A 17,118-nucleotide genomic window follows, 5' to 3' on the forward strand; every position below is an offset into this window, starting at 1 on the left:
CTCTTAACGACTCATCAGCACATCAACAATGTGCATCACTTTGATTGGTTGACCTTCACGGCTAATACGACCACCAATATTTAATAAGCAGCTAATATCAGCGCCGATTAAGAAATCAGGCTCTACTGCTTTAATGTGACGCACTTTTTCTGTCACCATCTCACCGGAGATTTCAGACATTTTCACAGAGAATGTACCGCCAAAACCACAACATGTTTCTTGGTTTTCGATAGGTAAAAGCTCAAGTCCTTCAACGTTGCTTAGAAGAAGTAGAGGTTCTTCACGTACGCCAAGTTTACGGATCAAGCTACAAGAAGGATGGTAAACACCTTTACCTTCAAGACGAGCACCGACGTTTTCAACACCTAGCTGACGTACAACAAATTGTGTTAGTTCGAACAGACGATCAGCGACTTTTTTCGCGCGCTCTGCCCATTCTGGTTCATCTGCTAAATACTCAGGGTACTTTTTAACCGCAGCCGCACAAGAACCGGCAGGGGTTACGATAGGGAAGTCATTGATCTCAAAAGCTTGGATCATACTTTTCATTGCCGGCTTACTTTTTTCAATGTAGCCACTATTTAATGCAGGCTGACCACAACAACCTTGACGTTCTGGGAAGATCACATCGCAGCCAAGTTGTTCTAGTAAACCTACTGTTTTTTTGGCAACTTCAGCTTTTACTGTATCGCCTAGGCAGGTGACAAAAAAGTTTACCTTCATTTTATTGCTCCAGTGGCGGGTTACCGCCTGATTGTTCATATTTGAGATTGGCTTACCCGAAAGCAAGCCAATCATTTATCTAATGTTATGTAGGGACAATTAGATAAAAATGCTGACACATGCTGCAATCACACCGTACAAAATCATAGGGATCACTGTACGCTTAATGATGTAGCCTTCTTTATTTGCAATACCAAGAATGGTCGATACCGCAATAATATTGTTAATACACACCATATTACCCATCGCACCACCAACAGATTGCATGGCTAAAATAGTGGTTTCAGGCAACCCAACATTGTGCGCGATACTCTGCTGAATTGCGCCAAAGGTTAGGTTTGAAACGGTTGCTGATCCTGAGAAAAAAGCACCAAGCGCACCTAAATAAGCGGCGCAGTATTGCCAGTTTTTACCCATTAGATCAGCAAAGGCATTACCCGTTGTCATAATGGGTGAGTGCTCTCCACCAATCATCATAAACTTCACCATAATTAACGCGCCTACTAGGGCGATAAACGGTGTTTTAATGCGTGATGCGGTATCACTAAATACTTGTTTTGTTTGCTGCATATTCATTTTTAGGAAAGGAATTGAAATAAGCACTACCACAAAAAACGGAATTAATGCCGGCACATAGAGTGTTTTATATGCCCAAGATGTATCTGTACCTAAAATATGACTAAGCTGAATGATTAACGCTTGGCTAAGATGTAAATCAGCAAAACCTACATTTAGATGTAACATCGGCGTTGCATCATTTAATAGGCCTTTGAGACCAAGTTGCTTAATACGGGTTACGATTAAAATAACAATCAGTAATAGTGTTGGCGCCATTGCTTTAAAAACAGTACCAAATGGTAATCTTGCTAATTTTTCATCGTTGTCAGCATCTGTCTGCTTTTCTAAACCAATATTGTAACGAGCAAAAATAATCGACAGCGTTAAGCCAATTGCGCCACCGATCAATGCTGGGAACTCGTAGTTCCACTGGGCTAGACATACATAAGGTATAGTACATGACCAAATGCTTAGTTGGATAAACACAAAGTTGCGTTTTATTTGTTGCCAGTTAACAACAAACTTAAGCGCAATGACGGGAATAACTACCGCTGCTGCTGTATGCATAATTGCTGATAGGCGACCGACATCAAGCAATTCTGCATCGGGAAGTCCTAAGTTGCCTAAACCAAACCATGTAGGTGTACCCACTGCACCAAAAGAGACTGGAACAGAATTCATAACCAGTGCTAGCATGGCTACACGTAATGGATTAAAACCAAGACCGACTAATATCGGCGCTGCAATTGCTGCCGGGGTACCAAACCCCGATGCGCCTTCAATCATAAAAGCGAATGCCCATCCAATAATCATCAACTGACCGACTTGGTTTTTACTGATGCCTTCTAACCATTGGCGAATCACATCTTCAGCACCAGATACGTTTAACGTACGATTTAATAAAATAGCACCTGCAATAATTGATATTGGCGTTATCGCGGATAATGCACCAGAAATGACGTTTGCGGCTAAAAGTTGGCTGTCTGTACCAAAATAGACAAGTTGTAAAAAACCAACGATGAGTGCCGTCACTGGTAATGCGATATGTGATGGTAACGCATTCTTTTTTGTCATCATCCAAATTAAAAGCAAAATAGGGATAACCGATATTGCAAGATTTAACATATTTCCCACCTAAGTTATTTCGTTGTTTCACGAAATTGTTTTGTTGTTATTTTTAATTATTTACTGAGTGACACGTAATAACTGAACGTATAACCACAGTGGGAAGAGTATTTTAGGTTGGAAATAGATGATGACTATCTATTTTTTAATCCCAAAGGTGATGAAAAATAAAAGAAATGTGATGCTAGTTGACAATTATGTATCAGTGGTTGTTTTTATATTTATTTATAATCAATGAGTTGTGTGTTTCTGGAGAGAGTGTTTAATAATTGATTAGGTGAGTATTGGAAACAAACATTTTGCGATTCCAACCTAATAAAGATGCTAATTTTTTGAATAATAGATAAGTTTAGTAAAAAATAAAATAAGACTTATTTTCAAATGAAATCGTATTTGTTGTAATTAAACTACAAGTGCGATTTTATTTTTGTATAAGAATGGAAATATAAAACGACGTTATTTTGTTTATATTATAAATAAGGTTGTTCTTATATTTGAAATTGTAAATGAATGGTCAGGTTAAATATATATTGTCGAGGTGAAGTGAAAAATTATAAATGCAATTAGTCAATAAATGAATAGGGTTATAGAGCCTCTCAACGGTATTTCTAGCTATAAGGAATTTAGCGAGAGGCTGTAAGTAAGTCTTAGTATATGGCTTTACCTATACTGTTAAACAGTTGGCTCACACCTTGAGTAAAATGAAGTGGGGCATTTGACACGGTGTAGCAAAGGCACCCTTCAGAAGTTTTTGGGCTGTGTCCTGAATGTGACTCATCAAGTAAGATAAAATCACCAGCAACATAGTGCCCGTTTTCATCTTCGAAATCCCCAGCAAGCAACAGCGTAAGTTCGTAGCCTTTATGAGTATGAGTCGGGATAGTACCGCCTTTGCCTATGTGCAATAAGCTGGATCTGACTTCACCTTCTTCAAAGGGTAATCGAGCACGACTAATTTTCCCTAAATTGCGCCAATTTAACTGATGAAATTTAGTGAATGCTCTCGGTAATGCATAGGTTATACCTTTACATTCAATAGTAAGGGACTCTGGCTCATGGTATGGCGTATTGTCATCACTACTCTCTGTAATGTCACTCAGCATGGCAGAAAAACATGCATCTACTTTAAGATCATGCTGTAAATCACGTTGTGCATCTTTTGCTTGCGCCCAAGAAGCATTGGCAATTTGAGGTGTTAATTGTGATTCTAACTGTTGGCAATGAGGGCAAAGTTCAATATGTGCTGCCACAGCCAGCGACATAGAAAGGGGTAATCTACCTTCTATGTGTTGCTCGAGTAATTGTTTATTGGGGTGATGTTTGATTAACGATATATTATTAGTAGGCATCGTCACTCTCCAAATGCGAACGCAGCTTTTGCAAGCCTAAGCGTAACCTTGATTTTACGGTCCCCACTGGGAGTCCTAACTGATCGGCAAGTTCTTGATGTGAACGCTGATTGAGATAAATTTCCTTCACTACAACTTGTTGATTTTTTGGTAATGTTGCTATTAATGTAACGAGCTCATCACTGAGCTGTTCGTTACTTGGATCATCAGATGTTGTGACGAGTCTCTGTTCAAAAATAGGCCAGATATCATCACTGTAATTATCTTCTTTTGTTGCTTGACGCTTACGTAGAATATCAAAGCATTGGTTACGCATTATTGTGTAAACCCATGTTGATACTGCCCCTTTCTCAGGATGAAAAAGGTGTGCTTTACGCCAAACAGTAAGCATTGTTTCTTGAACAAGCTCCATCGCATTCGCATCATGCTTGAGGTGTTTTAAACCATAAGAGCGGATTTTTGGCGCAAAATGAGAAAATATAGCGGAAAAGGCCGTTTTATCACGGTCTGTTGCTACACTAACGAGTAATTGTTTTTGTTGCTCAATACTGATCTCATTCATTGTGGGTGTTCTCAACCTATAATGATGACTAGATTGAGAATTAGGGTATGTAATAATAGACATAATCTCAATGTGTATTGATATAAATAGTGAATAGTTACATAGTGATACGTCATTAATTTAGTTATGGATCATTTTTCTGCAAATTATCATCAATTACCGTGTGTAGAAAAGATAAGGCGGCAGTATGGTCGTTTCGGCTCATGAACCACTGCTTTTGGTTGACTTCTAAGGGTAAAATTTCAAGCCAGCGCTGACATACCCATGTCATGTCTTCAAAATTAGGGGCAGGGTAATAGCTTGCATGATCTGGATGTTCTTGGAAAAGTACTTTAAGGCTGTTTGCTATCTCAACATCGGTATAGTTAATATCAGTACTTTGCCAATTAGGGACGGAAGATATCCTGCCAAAGAAAAGATCGTCTTCATCACGCCAATGATCGTCAATAAGAAATAACTCAACGGCTTGAATTGTGATACTCAATACACCGTCTGGTAAGGAATCAAAATCAGTGATAACTACGCGTGTGCCAAAGTGGCAGATCGTATTATCGATTGACATGCACAAACCGAATCCATTTTTGTTTGTAGCTGCAATTTTTACCAGTTTGATATAACGAGGTTCAAAGATCCTTAATTTGCTGATCCCGCCTGGTAATAGATAAACATCTAGTGGAAACAGAGGTATTTGCATAATCTTAGCCCTAGCTGACGTACTCTCATCGATACTGTACTTAAATTATTATTATTTTTAGTACTGGCATCATGACCTAAAGTATAAGCAGACATAAATAAGATTTTTGTCTGCTTTATGATAAATCATGCGATATTTTCGCTAGAATTAATGACCGTTATATTGAACTTATAACTTTTTTAATTGCAGTCGTCAGTAGGGTTAGCTGTGAAGAGCTAATAATGAATGGCGGCATAATATAGACAAGTTTGCCAAAGGGGCGAACCCAAACGCCTTGTTGAACAAACTTCTCTTGAATACTTTTCATTTCAACAGGGTGATGCAGTTCAACCACACCGATGGCACCTAACCAACGGACAGATTTTACATTTTCAAGTTCTGCAATTACTGGCAGTTCCTGCGCTAATTGCTGCTCTATATTTTTGACTTGTTGTTGCCATTTATTTTCTGCTAATAAATCTAAACTGGCGTTTGCGACGGCACAAGCAAGGGGATTCCCCATAAATGTTGGTCCATGCATAAAGCATTGCGCTTCACCGCTGCATACGGTATCGGCGACATGCTTGGTGGTCAGCGTGGCTGACAAGGTCATATATCCACCCGTTAACGCTTTACCTAAGCACATAATATCAGGGCTTATTTCTGCGTGTTCACAGGCGAATAATTTACCTGTTCGACCAAATCCGACAGCAATCTCATCAGCAATAAGTAAAACATTGTATTGATCACAGAGCTCACGAATACGTTTTAAATACGTTGGATGATAAAAACGCATGCCACCTGCACCTTGAACAATGGGTTCAATAATCACCGCAGCAAGATCATGATGATGAAGACGTATTTTTTCTTCAAAGTCAGCAATGTCAGTTTCATCCCAATTATCCCCAAATCCACATTCTGGCGATTTGGCAAAAATATGCTCAGGTAAAAACCCTTTATAAATGCTATGCATGGAATTGGTGGGATCAGTCACAGACATCGCGGCAAAAGTATCACCGTGATAGCCATGGCTAACCGTTAAAAATTTTGCGCGAGATTCATTTTGTGCGTGCCAATATTGCAATGCCATTTTAAGAGCAACTTCAACGGCAACAGAGCCAGAATCGGCAAGAAACACTTTGTCTAAAGGATCTGGGGTGATGGAAATGAGTTTTTTACACAAATCAACGGCTGGCTGGTGGGTGATACCACCAAACATCACATGTGACATTTTATCAAGCTGTGCTTTTGCCGCTTCAGTTAAAACTGGGTGATTATAACCATGAATAGTCGACCACCATGATGACATACCATCGATTAACTGCGTACCATCTTCAAGGGTGAGATAAACGCCTTGGGCTGATGTAACAGGGTAGCAAGGTAGGGGAGTAACTGTTGATGTATAGGGATGCCAAACGTGTTCTTTATCAAAATTAACATCTACATTGTTCGTTTTTTGCACAGATGTAAACCTCTGTTATTATCCATAGTTGACAGTCTACGTGCTGTTAGTAGACTAGCCAAGTAGTAATAGTTCATAGCGTTATCATTTAATAGCTTTTTACTTAGTAAAAGTGAAACAAGACGTTAACAAATAGAGCTGTGAAACATCAGGTAAACATGAAGGATCGAGCAAGTCCTTGTGAGTCGTAAGATAACTATAATTGAGGTCAGACTGTGGAAGTACGTAATAATTGGACAGTAGAGGAAGTCCAAGCTTTATTCGATAAACCCTTTATGGATTTAGTCTTTGAAGCACAGCAAGTACATCGTCAATATCATCAGCCTAATCAAGTACAAGTCAGTACTTTGCTTTCGATTAAAACAGGCGCATGTCCTGAAGATTGTAAGTATTGCCCACAGAGTGCTCATTATCGTACCGATGTAGATAAGGAACGCTTATTGGAAGTTGAGCGTGTCCTAGACGCTGCAAATAAAGCAAAGCAATCAGGCGCAACCCGTTTCTGTATGGGAGCGGCTTGGAAGAACCCGAAAGAGCGCGACATGCCGTATCTACTCGATATGGTTAAAGGCGTAAAAGAAATGGGTTTAGAAACGTGTATGACGCTGGGTATGATCACCAGTGATCAAGCCGATACGCTTGCCGATGCTGGTTTAGATTATTACAACCATAACCTTGATACCTCCCCTGAATACTACGGCAATATTATCACCACACGTACTTATCAAGATCGACTTGATACGTTATCTCATGTTCGTGATGCTGGGATGAAAATTTGTTCAGGTGGGATCATTGGAATGGGTGAAAGCTCGCGTGATCGCGCCGGATTATTGGTTGAGCTAGCGAACCTGCCTGTTCACCCTGAAAGTGTACCGATTAATATGTTGGTCAAAGTGAAAGGGACACCGTTAGAAAGTGTTGATGATGTCGATCCTTTTGACTTTATACGTATTATTGCGGTTGCCCGTATTATTATGCCAATGTCAGCGGTACGTTTATCAGCTGGTCGTGAAGACATGAATGAGCAGATGCAAGCGCTTTGTTTCATGGCGGGTGCTAATTCTGTGTTCTATGGTTGCAAATTACTGACAACACCAAACCCAGGTGAAGATAAAGACATGCAGTTGTTTGCTAAGTTAGGGATTAACAGTGAGCAACAAGCAGCGAAACCTGATGAAGTTCAAGAGCATGAATTATTAGGCAAAGTGGCACAACGTGTGGCATCTCGCCCGACTAAAGATGACATCTTTTACGATGCCTCTGTTTAGTCAACGCTTTCGCCATGCGTTAGCAGAACGAGATAAACAAAGGCTTTATCGTAGCCGTACTTGTTTATCTCGTAAGCTGGGTAATGAATCAGGACACATTTCTGCGGATCAACAATCATTTGTTAACTTTTCAAGTAATGATTATTTGGGATTAGCACAGTCATCTGAAATCATCGAAGCATGGCAGCAAGGGTTGAGCCTATATGGTGCTGGCAGTGGCGCATCACCCTTAGTGACAGGTTATCACTCTCCCCATGCAAATCTAGAAGCGCAATTATCGGAATGGCTCGGTTATGACAGGGCGTTACTTTTCAGTAGCGGATTTAGCGCAAATCAAGCTTTGCTTTTTACGCTATTACAAAAGCACGACAGTGTGTACCAAGATAAGTTGAATCATGCTTCATTGATGGAAGCGGGCATGTTATCACCAGCAATGATGAAGCGTTTTCCACACAATGATATTGATGCCCTAGATAGATTACTTGATAAACAAGTCCTTGAACCTAACCAAGCACGAATGGTGATTACAGAAGGCGTATTTAGCATGGATGGTGATTGTTCACCGCTTAAAGCAATACGTCATGTTTGTGATAAACAAAAAAGTTGGTTATTGGTTGATGATGCACATGGGTGTGGTGTACTTGGCGATGAAGGAAGAGGGAGTTGTGCTGCGAGCGGAATAAAAGCAGATATTTTAGTGATCACATTCGGCAAAGCGTTTGGGCTCCAAGGCGCTGCAATATTATGTGATAACGACACTGCTGAATATTTGATTCAGTTTGCACGACACTTTATTTACTCAACAGCGATGCCGCCAGCTCAAGCCTATGCATTAAGTAAAGCATGTGAAGTGATACAGCAACAACCTTGGCGACGAGAAAAATTAACAGCGTTAAGTGATTTGTTCACCCAGCACCTCGATGCTTCTATACCGTTGCAGTACACCATTACCCCTATAAAACCGATAGTTATTGGTAGTAGTGAACAAACTATCGCGATATCTGAGCAGTTAAAACAGCGTGGATTATGGGTAGGTGCAATTCGTCCTCCGACGGTTCCTCAAAATACAGCTCGTCTTCGCGTCACATTAACAGCGACACATAATGATAAAGATATTCGTCTGCTTGCTGCATCATTAAATGAGGTAATTAATGAGCAATATAATGGATAAATTTAATACGGCGTTAAATACCGAGCCAGCGATGCCAATAAATAAACAAGCGGTTGCATCGGCTTTTGGTAAAGCGGCAAAAAATTACGATAACGCCGCGGCATTTCAACGTAAAGTTGGGCATTTATTATTAGAGGAATTACCTCATCTTCATGCCGTAGGAAGCCATAAAAAAGCGATCGATGTAGGTTGTGGTACGGGCTATTTTAGTGCGGAATTGGTAAAGCTTGGCTTTAATGTGACGGCAGTTGATCTGTCTTTAGAAATGTTAGCGCAAGCCAAGCAACGCTGTAATAGTGATTGTGATTATCTATTGGCTGATGCTGAAAATTTGCCATTGGCAGACAATAGCTATGATATTGCATTTAGTAGCTTGGCGTTACAGTGGTGTGATGACTTAGCTGTACCACTTCAAGAATTAAAGCGTATTGTTCGGCCGGGCGGTATGATCTTTTTCACAACGTTGGTTGATGGCTCGTTAAATGAGTTAAAAGATGCGTGGGCACAAGTTGATCAATATCAACATGTTAATGATTTTAAAACAGAAAATGAAATAAAAGTTGCGCTGGCGCAAACAGGAACACAGATAGATAAATTAGTATTCTCACCCATAGTCGTTCATTACCCATCAGCATTGGGGTTAATGAAAGATCTAAAAGGCATTGGCGCTACACATTTGCAACAAAAAAGGAAAAATGTGTTATTAGGTCGTAAAACATTGAACGCGTTAGAGCATGCCTATGATGCCTATCGTGATGAAAGCCATTTATTACCCGCCACGTATCAAGTTTGTTTTGGAGTTTTAATTAATGACTAATGCTTTTTTCCTTACTGGGACGGATACCGAAGTCGGTAAAACAGTCAGTAGTCGCGCTATTTTACAAGCGGCCAGTCAGCACAATATTCAAATGGCAGGTTACAAGCCTATCGCTTCAGGCAGTGAAGAAACAGCCGAAGGACTTCGCAATTCAGATGCTTTATTTATACAACAAGCATCGCCGGTTGAGCTTACTTATCAAGAAGTGAACCCTTATACATTTAAAGATCCGGTCTCGCCGCATTTGGCTGCAGAAAGAGAAGGTAAAACCATTGATTTTGATGTGCTTTCACAGGGCTTAGCACACCTTAAAGCGAAATCTGATGTGGTATTAGTGGAAGGAGCGGGGGGGTGGCGTGTGCCCGTTACACGTACCGATTTCTTGTCTACATGGGTTAAACAAGAAAAGTTACCTGTCATTTTAGTGGTAGGCATTAAATTAGGGTGTTTAAGCCACGCCATGCTTACGGCTGAAGCTATTGAAGCTGATGGTTTAGAGCTGGTTGGCTGGGTTGCTAATCGGGTTAACCCTGGAGTTGAAAATTACGCAGAAATGATAAAAATGCTAGAGCTTAATTTACCGGGTGTGAAATTAGGGGAAATTCCTTATATGCCAGGTATTAATAGGCGTGATTTATCATCGTATATTCAATTAGAAAAGCTTGGGTTATAGCGTTTAATCATCGTTTTTTTATACACAGAATAAGATAAAGGCACTCATTGAGTGCCTTTATCTTTATAACTGACCGCGGTATTACACAATTAATTATCTTGGTTAAGGCCAATGAGTAATTCTTGTGTTTCTGTTGCTGATGATTTTGATACCTGATCAATACCCAGCTCTTTATGTGCTTCTTCTAAAGACATGCCAAGGTGACAACGTAAAATATCAACGGCAACTTGGTAATTCTCTTTACTAGCCATGAATCCTCCCTGGTTCAACATTTTGTCTAATATAAACACAGCCACAATAGTAGAGAATGTTTTCTGAGGCAATAAGACTAAAGTCTAATAAGTAAGATAGTGCACATTTATTGTTCGTAACTTATTGATATTATGCAGTTAATGATTATGGTAAATATGATATTAATTTTATATTAATGAGGGATAAGAGGATTAAAGAACGTCATAGATTGAGGATATTAAAAAAATAAAGCAAAACCTTTGTCTGTGTTCGCTATTGATAAATTGCCACTTTGAACATATATAAAGAATTAGTAACAATTAAACTCTTTAAATCATACGTATATTCATTGAATATAGTGTTAAGTTACAGACTTTGTTTACTATAGAGTCAGTATTAAGAGATAGCATCGATTCTACTGATAACGGTAGGAATTGAAATAATTTCTAAGTGGAGAATATTAGAAATATGAAGCGTATTGCATTGTTTTTATTAACAAACTTAGCAGTAATGCTGGTGTTCAGTGTTGTATTGAACATTGTTTATGCTGTAACAGGGATGCAACCCGGTAGCCTTTCTGGTTTGCTAGTTATGGCTGCACTATTTGGTTTTGGTGGTTCATTGGTTTCTTTGATGATGTCAAAGTCAATGGCCCTTCGTTCTGTTGGTGGTGTGGTTATCGAAAGCCCACGTAACGAAACAGAACACTGGTTGATGGAAACAGTATCTCGCCAAGCACAACAGGCGGGTATTGGTATGCCAACAGTCGCGATTTATGATTCGCCAGATATTAACGCATTTGCAACAGGTGCGAAACGTGATGATTCACTTGTCGCTGTTTCTACAGGTTTATTACACAGTATGACACGTGATGAAGCTGAAGCTGTACTTGCTCACGAAGTGAGTCACGTGGCGAATGGTGACATGGTAACAATGACGTTAATGCAAGGTGTTGTGAATACCTTTGTTATTTTCGTTTCACGTTTAGTGGCTGGCGCAATCAGTGGTGTGAACAATAACGATGAAGAAGGTGAAAGTGGCGGTAGCTACATGACATACTTTATCGTATCGACCATCATGGAAATTCTATTTGGTTTCTTAGCAAGTATTCTAACAATGTGGTACAGCCGCCATCGTGAATTCTACGCTGATGCGGGTTCTGCAAAGCTTGTTGGTCGTGAGAAGATGATCGCAGCACTTGAGCGTCTAAAAGTGAGCCACGAGCCACAATTAGAAGGTTCAATGATGGCGTTTGGTATTAATGGTAAGAAGTCATTATCTGAATTATTCATGACTCACCCACCACTAGAAAAACGTATTGAAGCACTTCGTCAAGGCGAGTACTTAAACAAGTAATCGACAAAGACACTTTCTCAACTAGAAAGCGTTAAATAAAGCCCTATTAATGAAAATTAGTAGGGTTTTTTTTGCGTTTAACTTGCGTAGTGAGCAAGTAAAACGAGAAAGAGGCTTGTCGAACTAGGCCAGAAGTTAATGGCACAGTCCCCAGTCAACAAAAAACGATAGCCCCATCAGAAATAACCGCAGTATTTTCAGTTACAGGCAGTGTAAAAACGCAGTAATGACGCCTGTTCTTGCAGGTAGAGTGATGCTATTTCATCGCGTTTGTCGAATCGGTCACCCCAAATGCCCCAAAAATAAGATCCAGGATATTAAAGATACCGACATAGGTCTGCGCCATAGCAGCGATTGGTGCAGGTAAGTCTTTATCTGCGAAATAGTTTGGTAAGTGCGTCGCGATAAACATAACCTGAAAACCGCAGACAAGAAACCTAAGTGAATAAATCAAAGCTTTTGTTTTGAAATACTCCTTTAAGGCTTCTGGTTGTGTTTGGCTCTATAATTAATATTATTTTAACTGATGCCAAGGGCTTAAATTAAAACGCTTTGCGCTGTAGTAATAATACGTAGCCATTGAAATACCTGCGGTTATGCCTGCAAATAGAGAGGTAAAAATAGCAGAAAAAAGAGCAATAGGCGTATCGCTGATTATCTCTGCAAGAATGAAAATAATCGCAAAAATAAGACTATACCATGCAGTAAAAATGGAAAAGTTGGTTTTGAAATGGCCATAATGAGGGAGAGGTGCTTGTAATCCTGACCAGTGCAATAATTGAAAGCTGATAGGATGACTATTCGATGGCTGAATGCCATAGCGCGTTAATTCTTGATGTGCTAAGGCTAATTGCTGTTCGAAATGCATTATTTTATCCCTAAACATAGTGTATGTGAAAAAGACAGCGTTATTATTTTGTAGTAAAAAATGAGTTTAAACAATCAAATTAAAATGAAAAGCTAATAAATTAATAAAGAAATTTTTATGGTTGTGATTTGTGTTTTTTATCGATAAATGTCTTTATTGTTTTGCATTAATTATTGCTGTAAGGTTGCCGACCGAGATATAAAACATCATTTAATTAATGTTTCTCACCGAAGCATTATTTCTTATTGAGTAGCTATAAGTGTATAAGTTATTGTATATATTTTTAATTATCTCTTTTCCTTCATTTTCATTAAGCATAAATAGCTCTTCAGAGAAAATGCAGTTGTTAAAAGTTAAACAAGAATATGAGAACCAAATTCATCAATGTCAATTACTTGAAAATAGAAAATTAAAACCTATTAATGACTCATGGTTAAGTAGCCAACCTTTAGAAAGAAAAAAGATAATACTTAATGAATTGAATAATATGGCTCTTCAGCGGTGTGTTATAAAAAAAGAAAAAGATTTTACATATAAGTTATTGGATTATACAGCTAAAACAGGAGATAAATTATTTCTAAATAGTTGGCTTATATTTCAATCCGCTTTATATACTGCAAGAGATAATTTAGCATTAACAGAAGAAGAACGACAAAACATTAATCGGCTTGCGAAGATGCCAAAATATTATTATCCATTCAATATGGAATCTGTAAGTTAATGTTTAGTAACAAGTAAATGGGGAGAAGGAACTCCCCATTTAAATTAAATATTAATAAATGGAGATAGAATAACTACTCCGAGAACAGCCATAAGTAAGCTGATCCCTGCTGGTATAATCCATTGTTTTTTTGTTTCTTTATTATTTTGCACTCCGATTGAACCTCCTAATCCATTTAAGAGCTAATGCTTATCTTACATCCTGTTAAGCATTCAATTTATGATTATTTAAGAATAGCTATTAAAAACATAAAATTTATAACAAAGTTGTTAACTTGTGATCTCGAGTCAATAAAATAAGTAAAGAGATTATATTTATAAAACATATGATCTCGCTAACGTTATTATTTTTAGAATAAAAGCTCAAAACGCAACACAAAATTCCATTTTTATAGCTATTATTTTATTTATATTAGGAATATTTTGTCGTGTATCTCTTTTATGGAGTTTCACAATGACTAACTTTAAATATTACAGCGAAGATTTACCTTGCTTTATCTGTCATAAACGAATGGCTAAAACTGAACTTGGATGGTTTACACCAAGTATGAAAGACGATGTGCTTGAACAGATAAAAAGCGTTATCTCTCAATCAAATACAGACTATGAAGAGTATTTTTCAGTCAGTATCATATGTTCAGAAGATGAAGCGCGCGATTATTTGCTACTGAACTATTATGGTTATTCTGAACATGAAATTAACCATGGACAAGTTAACTCAGAAGATTCAACCGAAGTGAATGATCTCATTTCAGAGCATATGACATCAGAAGGTGTTGCAATGTTTAAACATGAGATTGCGTTACAAAGCTGTGAAGAGTGTACTCCTGAGATTGATGAAGACTATTAAATAAGTGGTAAAGGAAAGAATATGCTGTGGGATATCGGTTATGAAAAGTCGAACAAGGGTTTAGCGTCAGGCGAGTTACTACCGTTAATAACAAACGATCTTATCATTGTGCAAAATGGGATAGAGTTTATTGTTAATGTTGAGACAGAGAATATGAAAGTTAAACATTCTCCATCTGTAGCCACTCATGATCCGTTTGTATCACCATATAATCCTTCAGCATATATCAACACGATTGGAGAGCAACACGTTTGTTTATTAAATAAATTTCCTATTGTTGTTCCTCATCTACTTATCTGTGCGAAAAATTATATTCCGCAAACGTCGCCATTAGTGTTAAAGGATTTTGAAGCTTGGATAGAAGGAATAACGGATGATAGCGTCTTAGGTTTTTTTAATTCAGGTGCGATAGCAGGTTCTAGTCAAATGCATCGGCATATGCAGCTTATTAGAACATCACTGCCTTTAGAAAAGACAATTCTTCAGGGACTATTACCCTTTAAACATGACTTGATGAGATTCGAATATTTAAATGCAGCAGATCTTTACCAGCATTATTTGTCGGTTATGGAATCAATGCAGTTGTATATGACATCGAGTATCAATGGTTTAACAGAATGTCACCCGTATAATATATTATTAACACAACGTTGGATGTTGCTTATTCCTCGCACAAAGAATCAAGTTGGCGAAATAAAAGGGCATGGGGTGAATTTTATTGGCCGCTTTTTGGTGAGTTCAACTGAACAATTGCAATGGCTAGAAAATTACGGTTTTGAACGTTTTTTAACAGATTGCGGTGTTCCTAAATAATAATCCGTTAAATTCGATTAAAGACTGTCCAGATAGCACTTATTACTATTTACACTCGGTATTCACTTCGCTATTATTCGCGCCATGGAGAGATGGCTGAGTGGTTGAAAGCACCGGTCTTGAAAACCGGCATACGTTTATAGCGTATCTAGGGTTCAAATCCCTATCTCTCCGCCATATTTAAAACGAAAAGCCGCTGATTAATCAGCGGCTTTTTCGTATCTAGCGTATTGAAACTACTGATGCCAATGGAGTGCTACAAAGGCTTCAGGACAAACTACTTTCCTGTCTTTATTACATACCTTTCTCTACCTAAAGAACTGCGCTTGAAGCTGTTTCTTATCATCACCACAAGCCGCAATAATGCCTAAACATGGAGATGAAACCCTGCTTTGTCGCCATCTCTTTTATCTCCATTCTCTTTCTTTTAGTACTCGTGTTATTCCTATATCAATTTAGGCGAGATATTTTTGATTTCTGCTAACGAAGCAACCTGTTTATTTGTCCAGTTATAATGCAAGTCGTAAATTTTTACGCTTAGACTTCGTTTTAAATAAGAAAAAATGCTTAATTATTTCAGCTTCTATTTATAAGGCATTGATATATAGGATGTAATATTCATAGCTGTGTTTTTAACACGACGGGTTAAAAACAGTTCTTACTTTTATCGAGAGCAATTAATCAATTAAAAGGTTTTTTTCGACTAAGTTAATGAAAATAAATGTTTTTATTTATTAGAATGTTGAATATTTGCTGTATTAATAAAGCGTAAAAGTAAGAATGCTTATTAATATACTGTTATAAAGCAGAATCAGCATCTGCGCTAGAAATTAGAAAGTAAGAGCATTTAGTGTGGTTTAGCTTTAATCTAATTGATTCAAAATCAGCGGGATAAGGAAGTTTCGTGAATTTAAGAAAATTCGTAGCTCAAGATGCATTTGAAGTCATTTCATGGTTTTCAACTGAAAAGGAATCCCTATATTGGGGTGGCTGGATGTTCGGTTGGCCACTTTCTGAAGCTGAAATGGTAATCCGTAGTGAGCTTCCAGAAATTGAGTTCCTTGTTTTATCTGATGGAAATGACAGGCTTGGTTTCATCGAACTTCAGCACATCAGTGAAACTGAAATACGTTTGTGTAGAGTCGCCATTAACCCTAAATATCGAGGGCGTGGATTTGGCAGGGCTTTAATCGCACTTTCCATCGAAGAAGTCAGGAAGTGCGAACAGTTCAATGTTGTGACTTTGGCTGTTTTTGCTGAGAATGTAACCGCTTATAATTGCTACAAATCCTATGGTTTTGTAACTGTAGACAAAGAGCCAAAATTTAGAGAGTTCAATGGACAGAAATGGCCTTTGATCCAGATGAAAACTGCTTTATAACAGATAAGGATATGTGTCGCGTAGCTGACCTATCCGAAGTGTTGGACAAGTCCAAGCCACCTTATATAAATATTGGAAATATCATGAAGAGTGATGCTAAAAAGAAGTCGAGCGTTATCCTTATTATTGAGCGTCGGTTATCTGGGGCGAAATATTCCTGTTAATTGCATGACATGTTTGTAGCTGGGGCAAAAGGGTTGGGCTTTTATATGCTCTGTATTATTGCTTGAGGGCAACGTCAGTTGCCCGGCTAACATGAACATAAATTGGATCGCTTGAAGCTGTTTCTTATTATGACTACAAGCCACAATAATTCTTAAACATGGATATGAACCCTGCTTTATCTCCATCTCTCTTATCTCCATTCTCTTTCTTTTCGTACTTGTGTTACTCCTATATCAATTTAGGCGAGATATTTTTGATTTCTGCTAACGAAGCAACCTGTTTATTTGTCCAGTTATAATGCAAGTCGTAAATTTTTACGCTTAGACTTCGTTTTAAATAAGAAAAAATGCTTA

Annotated in this window: 17 protein-coding genes, 1 tRNA gene and 1 pseudogene; 10 read left to right on the forward strand and 9 right to left on the reverse strand. The window is 38.3% G+C overall.

Annotated features, from left to right (window positions below; all coding sequences use genetic code 11):
• Positions 1-3: 3 nt before the first annotated feature.
• The 6 genes from C9J42_RS02705 to bioA all read right to left on the reverse strand — a co-directional run bounded on the left by C9J42_RS02705 (position 4) and on the right by bioA (position 6,452).
• Complete coding sequence (locus C9J42_RS02705) at positions 4-723, reverse strand: (Fe-S)-binding protein (protein ID WP_107294072.1); 720 nt, start codon at positions 721-723, stop codon at positions 4-6.
• Between the two features lie 99 nt (positions 724-822).
• Positions 823-2,406, reverse strand: coding sequence for an L-lactate permease (locus C9J42_RS02710; protein ID WP_107245398.1), 1,584 nt, complete (start codon positions 2,404-2,406; stop codon positions 823-825).
• Positions 2,407-3,053: 647 nt separating this feature from the next.
• On the reverse strand, positions 3,054-3,755 hold the full coding sequence (locus C9J42_RS02715; protein ID WP_107205804.1) for a ChrR family anti-sigma-E factor: 702 nt from the start codon (positions 3,753-3,755) through the stop codon (positions 3,054-3,056).
• Positions 3,745-4,317 carry a sigma-70 family RNA polymerase sigma factor gene (locus tag C9J42_RS02720; RefSeq protein ID WP_107205805.1) on the reverse strand — a complete coding sequence of 191 codons (573 nt, stop codon included), beginning with the start codon at positions 4,315-4,317 and terminating at the stop codon, positions 3,745-3,747. The genes C9J42_RS02715 and C9J42_RS02720 overlap by 11 nt, the downstream gene beginning before the upstream one ends.
• A 124-nt stretch (positions 4,318-4,441) precedes the next feature.
• On the reverse strand, positions 4,442-5,011 hold the full coding sequence (locus C9J42_RS02725; RefSeq protein WP_107205806.1) for an LON peptidase substrate-binding domain-containing protein: 570 nt from the start codon (positions 5,009-5,011) through the stop codon (positions 4,442-4,444).
• Between the two features lie 157 nt (positions 5,012-5,168).
• Complete coding sequence (gene bioA, locus C9J42_RS02730; protein ID WP_107260745.1) at positions 5,169-6,452, reverse strand: adenosylmethionine--8-amino-7-oxononanoate transaminase; 1,284 nt, start codon at positions 6,450-6,452, stop codon at positions 5,169-5,171.
• Positions 6,453-6,667: 215 nt separating this feature from the next.
• Between bioA and bioB the strand changes: the two genes are divergently transcribed.
• From bioB to bioD, 4 genes are read left to right on the forward strand one after another with little or no spacing between them, the layout of a single operon-like run.
• The gene (gene bioB / locus C9J42_RS02735; protein WP_107205808.1) at positions 6,668-7,720 is read left to right on the forward strand and encodes a biotin synthase BioB; all 1,053 of its coding nucleotides are present in this window, start codon (positions 6,668-6,670) and stop codon (positions 7,718-7,720) included.
• On the forward strand, positions 7,707-8,891 hold the full coding sequence (bioF, locus tag C9J42_RS02740; protein WP_107301630.1) for an 8-amino-7-oxononanoate synthase: 1,185 nt from the start codon (positions 7,707-7,709) through the stop codon (positions 8,889-8,891). Before bioB ends, bioF begins: the two co-directional genes overlap by 14 nt.
• Positions 8,884-9,708, forward strand: coding sequence for a malonyl-ACP O-methyltransferase BioC (gene bioC, locus C9J42_RS02745; RefSeq protein WP_107245391.1), 825 nt, complete (start codon positions 8,884-8,886; stop codon positions 9,706-9,708). The genes bioF and bioC overlap by 8 nt, the downstream gene beginning before the upstream one ends.
• Positions 9,701-10,381, forward strand: coding sequence for a dethiobiotin synthase (gene bioD / locus C9J42_RS02750; RefSeq protein ID WP_107205811.1), 681 nt, complete (start codon positions 9,701-9,703; stop codon positions 10,379-10,381). The genes bioC and bioD overlap by 8 nt, the downstream gene beginning before the upstream one ends.
• Before the next feature lie 89 nt (positions 10,382-10,470).
• Here the strand turns inward: bioD and C9J42_RS21580 are convergent, their stop codons facing one another.
• The gene (locus C9J42_RS21580) at positions 10,471-10,632 is read right to left on the reverse strand and encodes a hypothetical protein (RefSeq protein WP_199186999.1); all 162 of its coding nucleotides are present in this window, start codon (positions 10,630-10,632) and stop codon (positions 10,471-10,473) included.
• A gap of 448 nt (positions 10,633-11,080) precedes the next feature.
• Here C9J42_RS21580 and htpX point away from each other — a divergent pair, with 448 nt between their 5' ends.
• On the forward strand, positions 11,081-11,968 hold the full coding sequence (gene htpX, locus C9J42_RS02755; protein WP_107205812.1) for a protease HtpX: 888 nt from the start codon (positions 11,081-11,083) through the stop codon (positions 11,966-11,968).
• Positions 11,969-12,056: 88 nt separating this feature from the next.
• On the opposite strand, the pseudogene C9J42_RS21675 reads toward htpX, so the two are convergent.
• Positions 12,057-12,470 (reverse strand): annotated as a pseudogene (locus C9J42_RS21675) (MFS transporter); the annotation flags it as partial.
• A gap of 12 nt (positions 12,471-12,482) precedes the next feature.
• On the reverse strand, positions 12,483-12,836 hold the full coding sequence (locus C9J42_RS02760) for a DUF6404 family protein (RefSeq protein ID WP_107205813.1): 354 nt from the start codon (positions 12,834-12,836) through the stop codon (positions 12,483-12,485).
• Between the two features lie 259 nt (positions 12,837-13,095).
• On the opposite strand from C9J42_RS02760, the gene C9J42_RS02765 reads away from it, so the two are divergent.
• From C9J42_RS02765 to C9J42_RS02785, 5 genes are all read left to right on the forward strand, one after another.
• Positions 13,096-13,557: a hypothetical protein gene (locus tag C9J42_RS02765; RefSeq protein WP_233218461.1), complete on the forward strand. Its 462-nt coding sequence runs from the start codon at positions 13,096-13,098 to the stop codon at positions 13,555-13,557.
• A gap of 453 nt (positions 13,558-14,010) precedes the next feature.
• Positions 14,011-14,406 carry a hypothetical protein gene (locus C9J42_RS02770; RefSeq protein WP_107205815.1) on the forward strand — a complete coding sequence of 132 codons (396 nt, stop codon included), beginning with the start codon at positions 14,011-14,013 and terminating at the stop codon, positions 14,404-14,406.
• Between the two features lie 21 nt (positions 14,407-14,427).
• Positions 14,428-15,219, forward strand: a complete 792-nt coding sequence (locus tag C9J42_RS02775; RefSeq protein WP_107301631.1) for a phosphorylase — start codon at positions 14,428-14,430, stop codon at positions 15,217-15,219.
• 86 nt (positions 15,220-15,305) lie between these two features.
• A tRNA-Ser gene (locus C9J42_RS02780) sits at positions 15,306-15,396 on the forward strand.
• 727 nt (positions 15,397-16,123) lie between these two features.
• Positions 16,124-16,600: an N-acetyltransferase gene (locus C9J42_RS02785; RefSeq protein ID WP_107301632.1), complete on the forward strand. Its 477-nt coding sequence runs from the start codon at positions 16,124-16,126 to the stop codon at positions 16,598-16,600.
• Positions 16,601-17,118: the final 518 nt, after the last annotated feature.

This window comes from Photobacterium sp. GB-56, assembly GCF_003026105.1.
Taxonomy (GTDB): Bacteria; Pseudomonadota; Gammaproteobacteria; order Enterobacterales; family Vibrionaceae; genus Photobacterium.

Excerpts from the sequence above, each read along its gene's own strand:
- C9J42_RS02770 (WP_107205815.1), top strand. The coding sequence starts at position 14,011 with ATGACTAACTTTAAATATTACAGCGAAGATTTACCTTGCTTTATCTGT.
- C9J42_RS02710 (WP_107245398.1), bottom strand. The coding sequence starts at position 2,406 with ATGTTAAATCTTGCAATATCGGTTATCCCTATTTTGCTTTTAATTTGG.
- C9J42_RS02705 (WP_107294072.1), bottom strand. The coding sequence starts at position 723 with ATGAAGGTAAACTTTTTTGTCACCTGCCTAGGCGATACAGTAAAAGCT.
- htpX (WP_107205812.1), top strand. The coding sequence starts at position 11,081 with ATGAAGCGTATTGCATTGTTTTTATTAACAAACTTAGCAGTAATGCTG.
- bioD (WP_107205811.1), top strand. The coding sequence starts at position 9,701 with ATGACTAATGCTTTTTTCCTTACTGGGACGGATACCGAAGTCGGTAAA.
- C9J42_RS02715 (WP_107205804.1), bottom strand. The coding sequence starts at position 3,755 with ATGCCTACTAATAATATATCGTTAATCAAACATCACCCCAATAAACAA.
- C9J42_RS21580 (WP_199186999.1), bottom strand. The coding sequence starts at position 10,632 with ATGGCTAGTAAAGAGAATTACCAAGTTGCCGTTGATATTTTACGTTGT.
- bioC (WP_107245391.1), top strand. The coding sequence starts at position 8,884 with ATGGATAAATTTAATACGGCGTTAAATACCGAGCCAGCGATGCCAATA.
- C9J42_RS02760 (WP_107205813.1), bottom strand. The coding sequence starts at position 12,836 with ATGCATTTCGAACAGCAATTAGCCTTAGCACATCAAGAATTAACGCGC.
- bioF (WP_107301630.1), top strand. The coding sequence starts at position 7,707 with ATGCCTCTGTTTAGTCAACGCTTTCGCCATGCGTTAGCAGAACGAGAT.
- C9J42_RS02725 (WP_107205806.1), bottom strand. The coding sequence starts at position 5,011 with ATGCAAATACCTCTGTTTCCACTAGATGTTTATCTATTACCAGGCGGG.
- C9J42_RS02775 (WP_107301631.1), top strand. The coding sequence starts at position 14,428 with ATGCTGTGGGATATCGGTTATGAAAAGTCGAACAAGGGTTTAGCGTCA.
- C9J42_RS02720 (WP_107205805.1), bottom strand. The coding sequence starts at position 4,317 with ATGAATGAGATCAGTATTGAGCAACAAAAACAATTACTCGTTAGTGTA.